This window comes from Stenotrophomonas sp., from assembly GCF_031995405.1.
GTDB lineage: Bacteria > Pseudomonadota > Gammaproteobacteria > Xanthomonadales > Xanthomonadaceae > Stenotrophomonas.
Map to the genome: position 1 here is coordinate 1 of NZ_DAMAGC010000090.1, position 17,124 is coordinate 17,124.

The window sequence follows — 17,124 nt, forward strand, 5'->3', positions numbered from 1 at the left end:
TCACCGTCGCCGGCAGCTCGGGCTTCATCGCCGATATGGTGGCCGACCAGATCAACGCACAGTGGCCGGCCGAAGTACGCGCCCTCCACACCACCAGCCTGCTGACCCACCCGGGGCTGTACCTGCGCCGCGAGCGCCCGACCCTGCTGGTGTCCTTTGGCCGCAGCGGGTCCAGCCCGGAAAGCGTGGCCGTGGTGGAACAGGTGCGTGCATGGGTGGACGACACGCGCTTCCTGGACATCACCTGCAACGCCGACGGCGAACTGGCCCGCCGTGGCCAGGGCCGCAGCGACACGCTGTCGCTGCTGATGCCGGCCGCCAGCTGCGACCGTGCCTTCGCCATGACCAGCAGCCTGAGCTGCATGCTGCTGGCCGCGCTGAGCGTGTTCGACACCGCGCCGTGGCCGCAGCGCGTGCAGCGCCTGCGCACGCTTGCCGCGCACGGCCAGCAGGCGCTGGGCGCCTGGGATGCCGACGTGGGTGCGCTGGCGCAGGCCGCCTACTCGCGGGTGATCTACCTGGGCAGCGGCCCGCTGGAAGCACTGGCCCGCGAAGCGGCGCTGAAAGTGCTCGAACTCACTGGCGGCCGCGTCCTGGCGCTGGCCAACACCCCGCTCGGATTCCGGCATGGGCCCAAGTCCACGCTCGATGGCGACACCCTGGTGGTGATGCTGCGCAGCGCGCAGCCGCTGTCGCGCCGCTACGAGCAGGACCTGCTGGACGAACTGCGCCGCGACCGCATCGCCGCCAAGGTGATCTCGGTGGGCCCGGACGGCAGCGACCGCGTCGAGGGCGATTTCGTCCTGGATGCGCCCGCGCTGGCCGACCCGTGGCTGGCACCGCTGTGGCTGCTGGTGCCGCAGTGCTATGCCGTGCAGCGCTCGGCCGCGCTCGGCATCACCCCGGACAATCCCTTCCCCGACGGCACCGTCAACCGGGTCGTGCAGGGCGTGACCATCCATCCCCATGGCTGAGCAGGCAACGCCCATGCAGTGTTGGTACGGCATCGATGTGGGTGGCACCAAGATCGAACTGGTCGCCTACGACGGCGACCTGCGCGAGCTGCATCGACAGCGGGTGGGCACGCCGACCCGGGACTACGCTGCGTTCCTGCAGGCCATCGCCGGTCTCGTGCATGGCGCGGATGCGGCATTGGGCGGCGCCGACAGCGCCATCGGCATCGGTCTGCCCGGCGTGCGCGACCGGGTCAGTGGCCGTCAGCTGAGCGCGAACGTGCCGGTGCTGACCGGCCGCCTGGTCGGCGATGACCTGCAGGCGCTGCTGCAACGCCCGCTGCAGTTCGGCAACGACCTGCAGTGCTTTGCGTTGAGCGAAGCACACGGCGGGGCCGGCGCGGGCTACCCGAGCATGTTCGGCGCGATCCTCGGCACCGGTGCCGGCGGCGGCTTCTGCGTGGCCGGACAGCTGGTCGCCGGGGCCAACGGCATCGCCGGCGAGTGGGGCCACTGGAGCATTCCGGCCACCCTGCTGCAGCGCCATGCGCTACCGGTGCTCGCCTGCGCCTGCGGCCTCCGAGGCTGCCTGGAGCGGTATGTCTCCGGCAACGGGCTGGCGCTGATCCACGAAGGCCGCGGCGGCGAAGCAATCGACGCCACGGCCGTGGTGGCGCTGGCCGCGGCCGGCAATGCCCTCGCCGAGCAGGCGCTGGCGGTCCACCGCGACCTACTCGGCTACAGCTTCGCCAACCTGATCCTGGCCGTCGACCCGCACGTGGTCGTGCTCGGCGGCGGGCTGTCCAAGCTGGAGCAGCTCTACCGCGACCTGCCGGCGGCGATCGCCCCGTACCTGTTCCAGGGCGTGCGCGTGCCCCCGATCCTGCCGCCGGCCTTCGGCGATGCCGGCGGCGCACGCGGCGCCGCCCTGCTCGCGCGCCAGCACCACCCGGCCCGCTGATCTTCCGCTGTTACTGGAGTTGCCATGTCTGCCATCCAATCGCTGATCGCCGCCCATCGCCAGGGCCTCCCCGTCGGGCTGTACAGCGTGTGCTGCAGCAACGAACAGGTGCTGCTGGCCGCGATGCAGGTTGCCCAGCGCTACGACACCCTGCTGCTGATCGAGGCGACCTCCAACCAGGTCGACCAGTTCGGCGGCTATACCGGCATGACCCCGCCGCAGTACCGCGACTACGTGCTGCAGCTGGCACGCGATGCCGGCTTCCCCGCAGAGCGGCTGGTACTGGGCGGCGATCACCTCGGCCCCAACGCCTGGCAGAAGGGCCCGGCCGAGGCGGCCATGGCCAATGCGCGCGACTTGATCGCCGCGTACGTGGCCGCCGGCTTCCACAAGATCCACCTGGACTGCAGCATGTCCTGCGCCGATGACCCGGTGCCGCTGCCGGATGCCATCGTCGCAGCGCGCTCGGCCGAGTTGGCGCGCATCGCCGAGCGCACCGCCGCCGAGCACGGCCTGCCACCGCCGGTGTATGTGATCGGCACCGAAGTGCCGATCCCCGGTGGCGAAGCCTCGCTGGCCGGTGGGCTGCAGGTCACCACGCCTGCCGCCGCGGCGACCACGCTGGCGATCCACCGCGAAGCGTTCTCCGCGCCGGATCTGCTGCCGGCATGGGAGCGGGTGATCGCGATGGTGGTGCAGCCCGGTGTCGATTTCGATCACAGCAGCGTGCATTACTACGACCCGGCCGCCGCAGCAGAACTGTCGGCGTTCGTCGAGCGGCAGCCGCGCATCGTGTTCGAGGCGCACTCCACCGACTACCAGACCGAAGCCGGCCTGCATGCACTGGTGCGCGATCACTTCGCGATCCTCAAGGTGGGCCCGGCAGCGACCTACGCCTTCCGTGAGGCGGTGTTCGCGCTGGCGATGATCGAGCGCGAGCTGCTGCCGGCCGCGCAGTGCTCGAACCTGATCGAGGTGCTGGACCGCTGCATGGTCGACGCGCCGGGCAACTGGCGCAGCCATTACCAGGGCGATGAACACGAACTGCGCCTCCTGCGCGCGTATGCACTCAGCGACCGCAGCCGCTACTACTGGGGCGAAGCGCCGGTGCAGGCGGCCCTGCACACGCTGGTGGCCAACCTGACCGAACACACGCCGCCGCAGATCCTGCTCAGCCAGTTCCTGCCCACCCAACAGCTGGCGATCGAAAGGGGCGAGCTTCAGGCCGAACCCCGCGCGCTGATCCGGCACAAGGTGGCCGAGCGCCTTGGCGAGTACGCCCGGGCCTGCAACCACAACCGGGCAGTCGCTGATAACGAAACTTCCCGGGCCACGGAGCTTTCTGAACGGTAAGCTTTGGCTTTCCTTCCGAACGGAATCGTCCCCATGCGCAATACACGGCAGCGCCGCCAACAGATCCTGCAGTTGCTGGTCGACCTCGGCAACGTGCAGGTCAGCGATCTTGTCGAGCGCTTCGGTGTGTCGGCGGTAACCATCCGCGCCGACCTGACCCACATCGAGTCGCAGGGCATGGCCACCCGCACCCACGGCGGCGCCACGCTGGTGCGCACGCCGCTGCCGGAGCAGGACATCCACGAGAAGGACACGCTCAACCTGCCGGTCAAGGACAGCATCGGTGCGCACGCGGCCGGGCTGGTCAAGGCCGGCGACAACATCATCATCGACTCCGGCTCCACCACGATGACCCTGGCCCGGCACCTGCGCGCGCACCGCGATGTGACGGTGATGACCAACGGCCTGAACATCGCCTGGGAACTGGCCAACGCACCGGGGGTTGAGCTGCTGCTCACCGGCGGGCTGCTGCGCAAGCAGTCGCTGTCGCTGCAGGGCAGCCAGGCCGAGGCCAGCCTCAACACCTACAGCTTCGACACCCTGTTCCTGGGCGTGGATGGCCTGGACCTGCAGTTCGGGCTCACCACCCACCACGAGGCCGAAGCCAGCCTCAACCACCGCATGGTCGAGCGCGCGCGCCGCATCGTGGTGCTGACCGATGCCTCCAAGTTCGGCCGGGTCAGCCTGCACCGCATCGCACGGCTGGACCAGGTCCACACCGTCATCACCGACGCCAGCATCGACGCCGAGTACCTGGAAGGGCTGCAGCGGCTGGGCATCGAAGTGATCATCGCCGAGGCGCCACCTTGACCCACACCCGCTCCCTGCATGGCCGCCTCCTCACCGCTACCGGGTGGGTGCGCGGCGACGTCCATTTCGATCAACGCATCACTGCCATCGACAGCGCGCACGGTGACCGGCGCGATGATCACGACGTCCCGCTGATCCTGCCCGGCTTCATCGACCTGCACGTGCATGGCGCGGCCGGGGTGGACATCATGCAGGGCGGCGATGCGGGGCGCACCGTGGCCCGCACGCATGCGCGCCACGGCACCACCGCCCTGCTGGGCACCACCATGACCGCGCACGAGGACGACATCGTGCAGGCGCTGGAGGGGCTGGCCGCAGCGATCGCGACACGCACGCCGGGCGCGGCGCGCATGCTGGGCGTGCATCTGGAGGGTCCCTTCATCAGCGCCGAGCGCCTGGGCGCGCAGCCACCACTGGTAGTGGAAGCCACGCTGGAAGACGTGCGCCGCCTGCATGCCATCGCGCCGATCAAGGTGCTGACGCTGGCCCCGGAGATCGGCCAGCACCTGGCGCTGATTCCCGCGCTGGGCGCCCTGGGCATCCGCGTGCAGCTCGGCCACAGCGCGGGCAGCTACGCCGACGGCGTCGCCGCGCTGCAGGCCGGTGCGGCCGGCTTCACCCATCTGTTCAACGGCATGACCGGCGTGGACCACTACCAGCCGGGCATCGCTACTGCCGCGCTCGCCCATGCCGAGTACGCCGAGCTGATTCCCGATCTGCAGCATGTGCACCCCGGCGCCATCCGTACCGCGCTGCGCGCGATCCCGAAGCTCTACTGCGTCACCGATGCCACCGCCGCCACCGGCATGCCCGACGGCGAATACGCGCTCGGCGTGCAGCGCGTGCACAAGTGCCTGGGCTGCGTGCGCCTGTCGACCGGCTCGCTGGCCGGCAGCGCACTGACCATGGACCAGGCGCTGCGCAATCTCGTGTCGCTGGGGCTGGACATCGCCGATGCCAGCAACCGGCTCTCGCGCTACCCCGCCGATTATCTGGGCATCGTCGATCGCGGTCGCCTCGCCGTCGGCGCCTGGGCCGACCTGGTCGTGCTCGACCGCGACCTGCAGGTGCGCGGGGTGGTGGTGGAAGGCGACGACATCGCACTCGATTAAGCGTTGAATCCCGCGCCGATGCGGCGCATGCAGTTGCAGACAGGACCGGCTCGATGAATCAGGTTTCCGCCGCTACGCCCATGCATGCCCACGCCGACGCCCCGCGCTGGCCGGTACGCTATCTGTTGTTCATCGGCGGCATGGGCGGCCTGCTCTACGGCATCGACATCGGCATCATCGCCGGCGCCCTGCCCTACCTGGAAGCCACCGCGACCGCGAGCTGGCACCTCACCAGCCAGCAGCTCGGCTTCGTGGTCGCGGCGGTGCTGCTGGGCAGCGTGCTGTCCTCGTTGTTCGCCGGCATGGTCGCCGACCTGATCGGCCGCCGCGGGGCGATGCTGCTGGCCGGCGTACTGTTCACCGCCAGCATCCCGGTCATGGCACTGTCCGACGGCTACGCCGCGCTGTTGATGGGGCGCCTGCTGCAGGGTGTGAGCGGCGGCCTGATCGGCGTGGTGGTGCCGTTGTACCTGGCCGAAGTGCTCAGCCCCGAGCGTCGTGGCCGAGGCGCGGCGATGTTCCAGCTGCTGCTGACCATCGGGCTGGTACTGGCCGCGTTGATCGGCCTGTACCAAGCGCACACCGTGGACGCCGCCGCCGAATCGGTGCGCCAGCTGCCTGCCGCCGAGCAGCAGCGCCTGCTGTTCGCGGTCAAGGACCACGCCTGGCGCACGATCTTCTGGAGTTGCCTGCTGCCCGGCCTGGTGTTCACCGCCGGCGTGTTGTTGATCAGCGAATCACCGCGCTGGCTGGTCCGCCGTGGTCGCATCGACAAGGCCCGCCTGGCCCTGCAGCGCACCGTCGCCGCTGGCGAGGTGGAACCGACCCTGCAGCGCATGCAGGCACCCGACGAGGTGCAGGCCGGCCGCAACGGCACCCGCGATCCGCTGCTGAGCCGGCGCTATGTATGGCCGTTCGTGCTTGCCTGCCTGGTGCTGGCCTTCACCCAGGCCACCGGCATCAACTCGGTGCTGGCTTACGCGGTCAACATCCTCAACCAGGCCGGCCTGCCCGGCTCGGTGGCCAATGGCGCGGACGTGGCGATCAAGCTGCTCAACGCGATCATGACCGTGGTGGCGCTGGTGCTGGTGGACCGCAGGGGCCGCAAGTTCCTGCTGATGCTGGGCAGCGGCGGCATCACCGTAGCGCTGCTGGCGGCCGCGCTGCTGTTCGTGAAAAGCGAGCACGGCCGGGCGGACGTGCATGCGCAGCTGCAGCAGCAGGTGGCTGGCAGCAGCCTGTCGCTGCCGCTGGACACCGCGCAGTGGCAGCGCCTGGATGGCAATGCCGGCACGGCGCCGCAGCAGTTGACGGTGTCCTACGCCTACGGCGGATTCAGCAACGTGCGCTCGCTGCGCAGCGACAACCCCATCGATGCCGCGCTGGAGATCCGCCGCGAGGATGCCGTATCGGCCGACAGCGTGATCGGCGCGTTCTTCCGCACGCTGCACCTCAACCCGTTCCCGGACCCGGCGCATGCCGCGCAGGCGCCGCTGGTGATCGAGCGCGCCATCATCGGCCCCGTCCCCTCGCCCACCCACGGCTGGCTGGTCGCCGGCTGCATCCTGCTGTTCGTGGCCTTCTTCGCCGTCGGTCCCGGCGTATGCGTGTGGCTGGCGCTGTCCGAACTGATGCCCACGCGGATCCGCTCCAACGGCATGAGCATCGCGCTGCTGATCAACCAGTTCGTGTCCACCGTGATTGCGGCGATCTTCCTGCCCACGGTCGGCCACCATGGCTATGCGAGCATGTTCTTCTTCTGGGCCGGCTGTACGTTGCTGTACTTCCTGATTGCCGCGTTCTGGCTGCCGGAAACCAAGGGCAAGACGCTGGAGCAGATCGAGGCGGCGTTCCGGTGACGAAGCGTGCCGGTGGTCAAGCCACCGGCCCTCGCAGGCTGTGCCCAGCTAGTGCGCTTTGCCGGTGATCTCGGTGAATATCCGCTGCGCATCGGTGGCATCTTCCAGCCCGGCGACCTGCATCGCCTTGCCGAATGGCCCCCGGATGGTGGCGACCGTCAGCACACGGTCGCCCACGGTAAAGGCAACACGGCGGCCGACCCGCGCCTCGGTGGCCGCCAGGATGCGCGGCGCGGCGGCCTCGGTCATCTGCAGGTTGAGTACCGGCTGGCCGGTGGAATCCATCCCCAGCGCCACCGATGCCACGTCCGCGGTGAGAACGAAAGGCGGCTCCAGCAGCGCGAGCGGGGAACCGTCCCGATTTTCCAGGTGGGTGGAGCCCGCCGCGCGTTGTTCGTCCACTTCGCGCATCAGGATGCGGGCCTGGGGCAGCGGTGCAACACCGGCGACATCGGCCACAGGGGACGCCATTTCCTTCCGCGGGCAACCGGTCAGGGCGACACATCCCGCCAGGACCAATGCAGTCAGCACAACTACGCGCATACATCCACCTCCAATCGGATCCGGGAGCAGTATCACCGCTCGGGCGACTCAACGCAGCCGACGGACCCGCCAGGCCACGACAATCTGCAGCACACCGTAGACAAGGCTGCCCACGCCGATCCAAAGCGTGGTGACGGCAATGCCCGCAATCGGGTTGGCCACCATCAGCACGCCCAGCACGATGGCCAGCAGACCGCTCAGGATCAGCAGCCATTCGCCCTGGATATGCCTGCGCACGCGCACCGCGAACACGATGCGGTAGATGCCGGCCACGATCAGCCACGCGGCCAGCAGCAGGATCAGCACGCTGGCGGTTGCCAGCGGATTGATCACCGCCAGCACGCCGAACACGATGGAGGCCAGTGCGTAGACCAGCAGCCAGCCACGCGGGACGCCGCTGTTGCCGCTGACCGCGGCGAACAGGCTGATCAGGCCTTCCACCAATGCCATCACACCGATCGCCCAGGCCAGCGCAGTGGCGGCCGAGAGCGGCCGGGCGATGGCGATCAGGCCGAACACCACGGCAACGATGCCGTACAGCAGCAGTACCCACCAGCTACGGCCGATCAGGGACAACACAGGGGACAAGGGGGTGTTCATCGCCAGCTCCGTGCAGGGGTCAGTGGCCCATCCTAGCGCCGGGCGATGAAAAGCACGGTCACGGATGTCCCTCAGTCCGTCGCCGTTGCAGCCTCCGCCAGCAGCCGCTGTTCGGCCTCGGCGCTGAAACGATAGCCACCGTCCACCGGCACGATGGCACCGTCGGCCACCCGCGCGTTCCACCAGTCTTCGAGGAACCCGGGCGCGAAACCACCGGTCTTGAAGCCGAACGGCGCCGCGACGAGGTCGAAGGGCAGCATGAGTTCGTAGCAAGGCGTTGCGTAGTCGTTCTGCCCGGCCGGGAGCTTCACGAACTGCGTGAACGAGCTGGCCGTGGCCAGCTGCGAATACAGCCAGAACATCCAGTCGTACATGCGGTGCGAATCCGCGTCGGCGTGCAGGGCGAAGAAGCCCTTCTCTTCGGTGATCTTCCTGGCCAGCGCGCGCAGGTGGCGCTCGCCGTGGGGAAGCACGGCCGCCGATGCATCCAGCGCGCGCCGCACGATCGGCGACAAGCTACCCCGGTCCACCGTGACCAGATCTATCTCCAGGGTTTCGGCGGCGTCATCGAAGGCATCCTCGTCCACCAGCCCGCGAATGAACGTGGCGAAGTCCGGGGCGACCACGGTGATCGCGTAGTCCGCCTCCTGGTCCACATGCACTACCTGCGGTTCGCCCTGCGGCCCGCAGTGGCGGTAATCGAGCATGATCACGTCGTGGCCGGCGCTGGGGCAGTCGGCGAAGACGATGCCGATGTCCGGATAGCCCCACTGCTCCTGCATGAATCGCGAACCGAATTCGCCGCCCAGCGAGTAGGGTGTCTGTCGCCCCAGCGCATACAGGCCGCAGACCTGGATGTGGTCCTCGGCCCAGCTGGTGGCCGCGTCCATCGGGTGGCAGCTGCGTTTCAGCAGGCCGCCATTCTGGCGCCGCGCGAGGGCGATGTATGCGTCGGGGATGCGGTAGCCCAGTTCGGCCTGGAGGTCGGCGATCACCGCATCGCTGGGAGGCGGCTCCTGGTAGTGCTGCCGGGCGTACTCGCAGTCGTCCCAGAAATCATCAAAATCGAACGTGGCGAACGGATCCATCGGGTGCGTTTTCCCTGTGACAGCGACCAAGTATAGAGCGGTCGCTTACGGCACCCGCGCGCACACCCACAGGGCGGCATCGGGTAGCCCGGCTCGCTGCACCGCGTGCACCGCCGCGTCGAGCGTGGCGCCAGTGGTCATGACGTCATCGACAATGGTCAGCCGTGACGGGGGCGGCGAGATCACGGCAAATGCGTCGCGCAGGTTGCGACGCCGCGCATCGGCATCCAGGTCAGATTGCGCGGCGGTAAGCCGATCACGATGCAGCCCGCGCCACAGCGGTTGGCGCAGCGCGCGCGCCAACGGGCGTGTCAGCTCCAGCGCCTGGTCGTAGCCGCGTGAGCGCAGGCGCCGCCAGTGCAGTGGCACCGGCGCCAGCGGACCGGTCGCGAACGCGGGCACCCGTTGCAGCATGAGCTGGGAAAGCAGGCGCCCGGCGGCCAGATCCTGGTGGAACTTGAAGCGGATCAGCAGCTGGTCAACGGGCGCGGCATACAGGAACACCGCGGCGGCGGCGGATTGGCGTGGTGGATCGTGCAGGCAGCTGCCGCAGCGCTCGGCAGGTTCGTCGGCTGGCAGTGGCAGCGCGCACAGCGGGCAGGCGTGTTCATTCCACGGCAATGCGGCATGGCAGGCCAGGCACAGGTCGCGCCCGTCGGCACCCGGTTCGTCACAGACCAGGCAGCGCAGCGGCAAGGCTTGGCGAGACAGCCACGCCAAAGAATCGAACCAGTGAAAGGGCAACGTGTCACCGCAGCGCGTGGAGTGCGACAAGGCTGCCGCCTCGATCGGCGGATGTCTGTCAGTGCGTTCCCTTCGAGCGCGTCGGCGATTCGCCTTGCAGGTGCCTCATCGGTCGGCGTCAGGCAGTACCAGAGCACCGTGAACGCCCAAGCCGTCCGCCAATGACCGATAAATCGGACGTTGGGGCGTGAAGCGATGGATCTTTCCGACATGGGGAAGGCTCGTCGAGCCGGCCTCTGTAAACCATATGCACGACAGAATAGTTGACAGAGATAAGCGCACTGACCAGACTGCCGCCCTTTCGCCTCTCTCCGTCAGGACACCCCATGGCCGCTGCACTCCGCCACGACTGGCACCGCGACGAACTACTGGCGCTGTTCGCGCTGCCGTTCCCGGACCTGCTGCACCGCGCCGCCGTCATCCACCGCGAGCACTTCGATCCGGCGGAAGTGCAGGTCTCCACCCTGCTGTCGGTCAAGACCGGCGGTTGCCCGGAGGACTGCGCGTACTGCCCGCAGGCCCAGCGCTACAGCACCGGGGTGGCGGCGCAGAAGCTGATGGACACCGACGCGGTGGTCGCCAGGGCCCGCCAGGCCAAGGCTGCCGGCGCGTCGCGGTTCTGCATGGGTGCGGCCTGGCGCTCGCCCAAGGATCGCGATGTACCCAAGGTCGCGGCGATGATCCGCGAGGTGAAGGCGCTGGGGCTGGAGACCTGCGCCACCCTGGGCATGCTCAGCGGCGATCAGGCCGTGGCCTTGCGGGAGGCCGGGCTGGACTACTACAACCACAACCTGGACACCGCGCCGGACTACTACGACTCGATCATCCACACCCGCCAGTACCAGGACCGTCTGGATACCCTGGCGCACGTGCGCGATGCCGGGCTGAAGACCTGCTGCGGCGGCATCGTCGGCATGGGGGAAACCCGCGAGCAGCGCGCGGGCCTGCTGCTGGCATTGGCCACCCTGCCCGCGCATCCCGATTCGGTACCGATCAACCGGCTGGTGCAGGTCGCCGGCACGCCCCTGCACGGCACCGCCGAACTGGACCCGTTCGAGTTCGTGCGGATGATCGCGGTGGCGCGCATCGTCATGCCGCGCTCGACGGTGCGGCTGTCGGCCGGGCGCGAGGCGATGAGCGATGAGCTGCAGGCGCTGTGCTTCCTGGCCGGGGCCAACTCGATCTTCCATGGCGAAAAGCTGCTCACCACCGGCAACCCGGACACCGCGCGCGACCTGGCCCTGTTCGAGCGGCTGGGCCTGCGCCCGATGGCAGTCCAGGTGGACGCGGCCGACCACGACCACCCGGGCACGGTCCACGCCGACATCACGGTCGAGGCGGGGCGCTGCGGGGGTGGCTGCGAGCAGGCCGCCTGAGGCCGGCGCATGGCCTGCCCTGCCGGGGCAGCGCCGGGCCCGTCAACCGGGTACGCTAACCGCCCATCCATGCCAGCCGACGACCATGGCCCGCCCCGACCTGCACGACCGCATCCAGGCCCAGCGCAAGCTCCGCGACGCGCAGGGGCGCATACGCGTGCGCCGCACGGTGACCCGTCGCGACGGGGTGCGGCTGGAGATCGACGGCCAATGGCTGACCGGCTTCTGCAGCAATGACTACCTCGGGCTGTCGCAACAGTTCGGTGTGGTCAGCGCGCTGCAGGACGCGGCCGCGCGCGAAGGCGCCGGCGCCACCGCCTCGCACCTGATCTGCGGCCACCATGCCCTGCATGCAGCGCTTGAACAGGAAATGGCCGACTGGCTCGGTTATCCGCGCGCGCTGCTGTTCGGCAGCGGCTTTGCCGCCAACCTGGCCGTGCAGCAGGCCCTGCTCAGCGAAGAAGACGATGTGTGCGTGCAGGACCGTCTCAACCACGCCAGCCTGTTGGACGCCTCGCGCCTGGCCGGTTGCCGCCTGCGCCGCTACCCGCACCTGGATACCGAAGGCGCGCTGCGCCAGTTGAAGCACGCGCCCGACGGCGCGGCGATGCTGGCCACCGATGGCGTCTTCAGCATGGATGGCGATATCGCCCCGCTGCGCTCGCTGTCGCTGGTGGCGCGCATGCAGGAAGCGCTGCTGTACGTGGACGACGCGCACGGCATCGGCGTGGTCGGCGAACACGGCCGCGGCTGCGTGGCCGATGCCGGCCTGGGCGTGGCCGATGTGCCCTTGCAGCTGGCCACGCTGGGCAAGGCGCTCGGTGGCAGCGGTGCGGTGGTGCTCGGCGATGAAGCACTGATCCAGCACCTGGCCGAAACCGCACGTCCCTACATCTACACCACGGCGGTGTCGCCGGCGCAGGCGGCCGCTTCGCTGGCCGCGGTGAAGCTGGCGCGGCGCGATGACTGGCGCCGTGAAAAGCTGGCCGAGCTGGTCGGTGTGTTCCGCGCCGGTGCACGCCAGCATGGCCTGGAGCTGATGCCGTCGGACACGCCGATCCAGCCGCTGCTGTGCGGTGCCGAATCCACGGTGATGGCATTGTCCGCCGCGCTGGAAGCGTCGGGTTTCCTGGTCAGCGCGATCCGCCCGCCGACCGTGCCCGAAGGCAGGGCACGCCTGCGCGTGACCCTGTCCGCGCTGCACACCCCGGCGCAGGTACGCGCGCTCACCGATGCCATCGGCCATGCGCGCGATACCGTGCTGCGGCAACAGTCGCTGGATGCACTGAGCGCGTGAGCCGTTCGCTGTGAGCCTGCATATCGAGGTGGTCGGCCAGGGGCCGGCGCTGGTCCTGATCCATGGGTGGGCATTGCACGGCGGCGTGTTCGCGCCACTGGTCGAACGCCTGGCCGCGCACTACCAGCTGCATCTGGTCGACCTGCCCGGCCACGGCCACAGCCGCGACGACGCCACCCCGCTGCGGTTGCCGTATGTGGTCAATGCGATTGCCGCGGCCACGCCGCCGGCGGTGTGGTGCGGCTGGTCGCTGGGCGGCCTGTTCGCGCTGCATGCGGCCGCCACCCTGCCGCAGGTGCGCGCGCTGGTGATGATCGCCGCGACCCCGCGCTTTGTGCGCGCCGACGATTGGCAGCACGCGGTCGAGCCAGCGGTGTTCGAGCAGTTCGGCCAGGACCTGGCCACGGACTACCGGGGCACCCTGGAACGCTTCCTGGCCCTGGATGCGATGGGCTCCGAACATGCCCGACAGGAACTGCGCACCCTGCGCGAGCTGCTTGTCGCGCGCGGCGAGCCGGCCCCGCGCGCACTGCAGGAAGGCTTGCGGCTGCTGGAGACCACCGATCTGCGCGGCGCCCTGCCCGGCCTGGGCAAGCCCAGCCTGTGGCTCGCCGGCCAGCGCGACCGGCTGGTGTCGGCCAGGGCGATGCAGGCGGCCGCCGCGCTGGCCCCGGCGGCGCAGGCGCATGTGGTCGCCCACGGCGGTCACGCCCCCTTCCTGGGCCACGCCGACGAGGTCGCCGCGCAGCTGCAACAGTTCGTTGCCGCCCTGCCCTGACCTCGCCGCCGCGCATCGCCGATCATGTACGCCCGTCTTTCACCACAGGATTGACCCATGGACCTTGGAATCGCCGGGCGCTGGGCCCTGGTCTGCGCCGCCAGCAAAGGACTCGGCCTGGGCTGCGCGCGTGCGCTGGTACGCGAAGGCGTCAACGTGGTCATCGCCGCGCGCGGTGAAGACGCGCTGGACCACGCCGTACGCGAACTGCTGGCCTTGCCGGGCGCGCGCAAGGTCATTGGCGTGGTCGCCGACATCACTACCATCGAAGGCCGCCAGGCCGCGCTGGCGGCGTGCCCGCAGGTCGACATCCTGGTCAACAACGCCGGCGGCCCGCCGGCCGGCGACTTCCGCCAGTTCACCCGCGAGGACTGGATCGCCGCGCTGGATGCCAACATGCTGGCCCCGATCGAGCTGATCCGCGCCACCGTCGACGGCATGATCGAGCGCGGCTTTGGCCGCGTGGTCAACATCACCTCCTCTTCGGTGAAGGCCCCCATCGACGTCCTCGGCCTGTCCAACGGCGCTCGCTCGGGGTTGACCGGCTTCGTCGCCGGGCTCGCGCGCAAGACCGTGGTCCACAACGTCACCCTCAACAACCTGCTGCCGGGCCAGTTCGATACCGATCGCCTGCGCGGCAACTTCGCCTATCTCGCCCAGCAGCAGGGCATCGACGCCGGCCAGCTGGCCGAGCGCAAGCGCACCCACATTCCGGCCGGCCGTTTCGGCACCGCCGATGAGTTCGGCGCGGCGTGCGCGTTCCTGTGCAGCGCGCACGCCGGCTACATCACCGGGCAGAACCTGCTGATCGACGGCGGCGCCTACCCCGGCACGTTCTGACCTTCGCCATCGTGTTTTCCGCAGTGAGCCATCCATGACGTCCAGCTTCGACCCCCGCCACGTCCGCCGCGCGTTCTCGCGCGCCGCCCACAGCTACGATGCCGCCGCCGCGTTGCAGCGCGAGGTCGAAAAGCGCCTGCTCGAATCGCTGGACTACCTGGAAGACCGGCAGCCGCAGGTGGTGCTGGATATCGGCAGCGGCACCGGCCATGCCAGCGCGGCAATGAAGAAGCGCTGGCCCAAGGCACAGGTGATCGCCCTGGATCTGGCCGAACCGATGCTGCGCGAAGCGAAGAAGCAGGCGGGCTGGTGGAAACCGTTCGCGCGTGTCTGCGCCGACGCACAGGCACTGCCGCTGCTGGACCAGAGCGTGGATGTGATCTACAGCAACCTGTGCCTGCAGTGGGTGGAGAACCTGCCGGCGGTGTTCGCCGGCTTCCGGCGCGCGCTCAAGCCCGGCGGCCTGCTGCTGTGTTCCACCTTCGGCCCGGACACGCTGGTCGAACTGCGCGAGGCCTTCGCCCAGGCCGACGCCGTGCCGCATGTCAGCCGCTTCGCCCCGATCGCGCAGTTCGGCGATGCGCTGATGATGTCCGGCTTCCGCGACCCGGTGCTGGACCGCGATCTGTTCACCCTCACCTACGACGACCTGACCGCGCTGATGCGCGAGCTGCAGGCCATCGGCGCGACCAACGCGCGCCAGGATCGGCGCCACACACTGACCGGTCGCGGACGCTTTGCCGCTGCACGCGCGGCCTACGAACCCCTGCGCCGCGACGACGGCAAGCTGCCCAGCAGCTGGGAAGTGATCTACGCCCATGCCTGGGCACCCGAGGCCGGCGCCCCGATCCGCGAGCGCGGCCAGGACGTGGCCAGCGTGCCGGTGTCGGCCATCCCGATCCGACGCAGAACACCCTCGTAGAGCCGACCGTTGGTCGGCTGCTTGTGCGGTCGGCTGCGCGCAGGGCGACTCGGCGGTCCAGCCGACCAACGGTCGGCTCTACCTGGCTTACGCCGGGAACATGTCGCGGTGGAAGAAATAGATCTCCTGCACCAGGAACTTCCAGCTGGTGTGGAAGCTGCGGAAGCGCGTACTCGGGGTCGAAGACGCCAGCGCGTCGATGCCCAGCTCGCGGGCCAGGCGCAGCGCGCGCGCCATGTGCAGCGGATCGCTGACGATGATCACCCGGTGCAGGTTGCGCTGCTCCATCAGGCGACGTGCCTCGATCAGGTTCTGCCGGGTAGTGCGCGAAGCGGTCTCGATCAGGATCGCCTTGTCCGGCACGCCCTGCTTGAGCGCGTAGCGCCGCGCCACCTGCGATTCGGAAAAGCGCGCGGCGGTGCCGCCATAGCCGCCGGTGAAGATCAACAGGGGCGCGTAGCCCTGCTCGTACAGATCCAGCCCATGGCGGATGCGCTCCTCGAACACCGGTGACGGCTTGGCATCGTAGGCGGCCGCGCCCAGCACGATGATCGCATCGGCCTTGGCGGCCTGGTCGCGCTCGCCCACCCACACGATCCACGCGGTCACCCCCAGCAGCCAGGCGAACAGCACCACGCACAGCCGCCACAGCCAGCCAAGCAGGCCCACCCGCGCGTGCCCGCTCATGCGCGCCCCCAGGGCAGCGCGTCCAGGTCGACGTTGCCACCGGACAGCACCAGCCCGACCCGCTGCCCGGCAAACCGCGCCGGGTCGGACAGGACCGCGGCCAGCACGATGGCCGAAGACGGTTCAACCACCTGCTTGAGCACCTGCCAGAGCAGCCGCATGGCCGCCAGGGTGGCCGCATCGGGCACCGTGATGACCTCGGCCGCGCCGTGCAGCAGGGCAAAGTTGGGCTCCCCGATGGTGGTGCGCAGGCCATCGCAGACCGTGGCCGGGGTGAAGTCGATACGGCGTTCGCCCGCGGCCAGCGAGCGCGCCGTGTCGGCCGCGCCCTCCGGCTCGGCCAGCACCAGACGGGTGTTCGGTGCGACCGCCTGCAGCGCCAGGCGCGTGCCGGCGGCCAGGCCGCCGCCGCCAACCGGCACCACCAGCACATCGAACGGGCCGTGGCTGCGCACCAGTTCCAGCGCGGCCGTGCCCTGGCCGGCAATCACCCGCGGGTCGGCATAGGGATGCACCAGGCTGGCGCCGGTGCGGGCCTGCACCTCGGCGCACATGGCTTCGCGTGCCTCGATGCTGGCCGCGCAGCGCCATACCGTGGCGCCGTGGCGGGCGATGTTGGCCAGCTTGGCCGCCACCGCACCGTCGGGCACCACCACGTTGCAGGCGATCCCGCGGGTCCGCGCGGCCAGCGCCAGCGCGGCGCCATGGTTGCCGGAGGAATGGGTGACCACCCCGCGCGCGGCATGCGCCGGGTCCAGCGACCACACGGCATTGCAGGCGCCGCGGAACTTGAAGGCGCCGCTGCGCTGCAGGTGCTCGGCCTTGAACGCCAGCGACGCGCCCGCCAGCCCGTCGAGCACGCGCGATTGCAGCACCGGGGTCACGCTGGCATGCGGGGCGATGCGTGCGGCGGCCGCCAGGAGGTCGTCGACACAGGGCAAGGGTGAATCGCTCATGACGCAAGATTAACGTATGCCCACGGTTCGCATCGCGCCGGCCAGGCGTGCCAACATGGCAATCATTCAGCGGATCCTGGCCGAGTTAAGGGCCGATTCAACGCTTCGGGCCGAAGCTGGCTCCATACCCTCGGGGGGACCCCATCATGAAAATGCGCCTGATCTTTGCCGGTGGCCTGCTGTTGGCCCTGTCCGGCTGCGCCACCTACGACTATGTCGGCGGTGGCTGCGGCAGCGGTTACTAC

General features: G+C 69.5%; 17 protein-coding genes. 11 read left to right on the top strand and 6 right to left on the bottom strand.

What is annotated here, in order from left to right; all coding sequences use genetic code 11:
• The 6 genes from RTO53_RS14550 to RTO53_RS14575 all read left to right on the top strand — a co-directional run.
• The coding region (locus RTO53_RS14550) for a tagatose-6-phosphate ketose isomerase (protein WP_312238462.1) at positions 1-974 on the top strand (974 nt) is incomplete at its 5' end.
• Between the two features lie 13 nt (positions 975-987).
• Positions 988-1,914: an ROK family protein gene (locus RTO53_RS14555; protein WP_312238463.1), complete on the top strand. Its 927-nt coding sequence runs from the start codon at positions 988-990 to the stop codon at positions 1,912-1,914.
• Between the two features lie 24 nt (positions 1,915-1,938).
• Positions 1,939-3,267, top strand: a complete 1,329-nt coding sequence (locus RTO53_RS14560; protein ID WP_312238464.1) for a D-tagatose-bisphosphate aldolase, class II, non-catalytic subunit — start codon at positions 1,939-1,941, stop codon at positions 3,265-3,267.
• A gap of 33 nt (positions 3,268-3,300) precedes the next feature.
• Positions 3,301-4,077: a DeoR family transcriptional regulator gene (locus RTO53_RS14565; protein ID WP_312238465.1), complete on the top strand. Its 777-nt coding sequence runs from the start codon at positions 3,301-3,303 to the stop codon at positions 4,075-4,077.
• The gene (gene nagA / locus RTO53_RS14570) at positions 4,074-5,189 is read left to right on the top strand and encodes an N-acetylglucosamine-6-phosphate deacetylase (protein ID WP_312238466.1); all 1,116 of its coding nucleotides are present in this window, start codon (positions 4,074-4,076) and stop codon (positions 5,187-5,189) included. Before RTO53_RS14565 ends, nagA begins: the two co-directional genes overlap by 4 nt.
• A gap of 53 nt (positions 5,190-5,242) precedes the next feature.
• Entirely contained in the window at positions 5,243-7,048 is a 1,806-nt protein-coding gene (locus RTO53_RS14575; protein ID WP_312238467.1) for an MFS transporter, read from the top strand.
• A 48-nt stretch (positions 7,049-7,096) separates the two neighbouring features.
• Here RTO53_RS14575 and RTO53_RS14580 read toward each other — a convergent pair whose 3' ends face one another.
• The 4 genes from RTO53_RS14580 to RTO53_RS14595 form a co-directional block, all read right to left on the bottom strand.
• On the bottom strand, positions 7,097-7,507 hold the full coding sequence (locus tag RTO53_RS14580) for a hypothetical protein (protein WP_312238468.1): 411 nt from the start codon (positions 7,505-7,507) through the stop codon (positions 7,097-7,099).
• Positions 7,508-7,639: 132 nt separating this feature from the next.
• Positions 7,640-8,191 carry a DUF308 domain-containing protein gene (locus RTO53_RS14585; protein ID WP_312238469.1) on the bottom strand — a complete coding sequence of 184 codons (552 nt, stop codon included), beginning with the start codon at positions 8,189-8,191 and terminating at the stop codon, positions 7,640-7,642.
• A gap of 71 nt (positions 8,192-8,262) precedes the next feature.
• Entirely contained in the window at positions 8,263-9,279 is a 1,017-nt protein-coding gene (locus tag RTO53_RS14590) for an SMI1/KNR4 family protein (protein ID WP_312238470.1), read from the bottom strand.
• A 45-nt stretch (positions 9,280-9,324) separates the two neighbouring features.
• The gene (locus RTO53_RS14595; protein ID WP_312238471.1) at positions 9,325-9,999 is read right to left on the bottom strand and encodes a ComF family protein; all 675 of its coding nucleotides are present in this window, start codon (positions 9,997-9,999) and stop codon (positions 9,325-9,327) included.
• A 350-nt stretch (positions 10,000-10,349) separates the two neighbouring features.
• On the opposite strand from RTO53_RS14595, the gene bioB reads away from it, so the two are divergent.
• From bioB to bioC, 5 genes are all read left to right on the top strand, one after another.
• Entirely contained in the window at positions 10,350-11,399 is a 1,050-nt protein-coding gene (gene bioB, locus RTO53_RS14600; RefSeq protein WP_312238472.1) for a biotin synthase BioB, read from the top strand.
• Between the two features lie 85 nt (positions 11,400-11,484).
• Positions 11,485-12,696 (top strand): 8-amino-7-oxononanoate synthase, encoded by a 1,212-nt coding sequence (gene bioF, locus RTO53_RS14605; protein WP_312238473.1) that lies wholly within the window; start codon positions 11,485-11,487, stop codon positions 12,694-12,696.
• A 16-nt stretch (positions 12,697-12,712) separates the two neighbouring features.
• On the top strand, positions 12,713-13,474 hold the full coding sequence (gene bioH / locus RTO53_RS14610) for a pimeloyl-ACP methyl ester esterase BioH (protein WP_312238477.1): 762 nt from the start codon (positions 12,713-12,715) through the stop codon (positions 13,472-13,474).
• A gap of 57 nt (positions 13,475-13,531) precedes the next feature.
• Entirely contained in the window at positions 13,532-14,314 is a 783-nt protein-coding gene (locus tag RTO53_RS14615; RefSeq protein ID WP_312238474.1) for an SDR family oxidoreductase, read from the top strand.
• A 34-nt stretch (positions 14,315-14,348) separates the two neighbouring features.
• Positions 14,349-15,236, top strand: a complete 888-nt coding sequence (bioC, locus tag RTO53_RS14620) for a malonyl-ACP O-methyltransferase BioC (RefSeq protein WP_312238475.1) — start codon at positions 14,349-14,351, stop codon at positions 15,234-15,236.
• Between the two features lie 87 nt (positions 15,237-15,323).
• On the opposite strand, the gene RTO53_RS14625 is transcribed toward bioC, so the two are convergent.
• Entirely contained in the window at positions 15,324-15,935 is a 612-nt protein-coding gene (locus RTO53_RS14625) for a YdcF family protein (RefSeq protein ID WP_312238478.1), read from the bottom strand.
• Entirely contained in the window at positions 15,920-16,879 is a 960-nt protein-coding gene (locus tag RTO53_RS14630; protein WP_312238476.1) for a pyridoxal-phosphate dependent enzyme, read from the bottom strand. Before RTO53_RS14630 ends, RTO53_RS14625 begins: the two co-directional genes overlap by 16 nt.
• Positions 16,880-17,124: the final 245 nt, after the last annotated feature.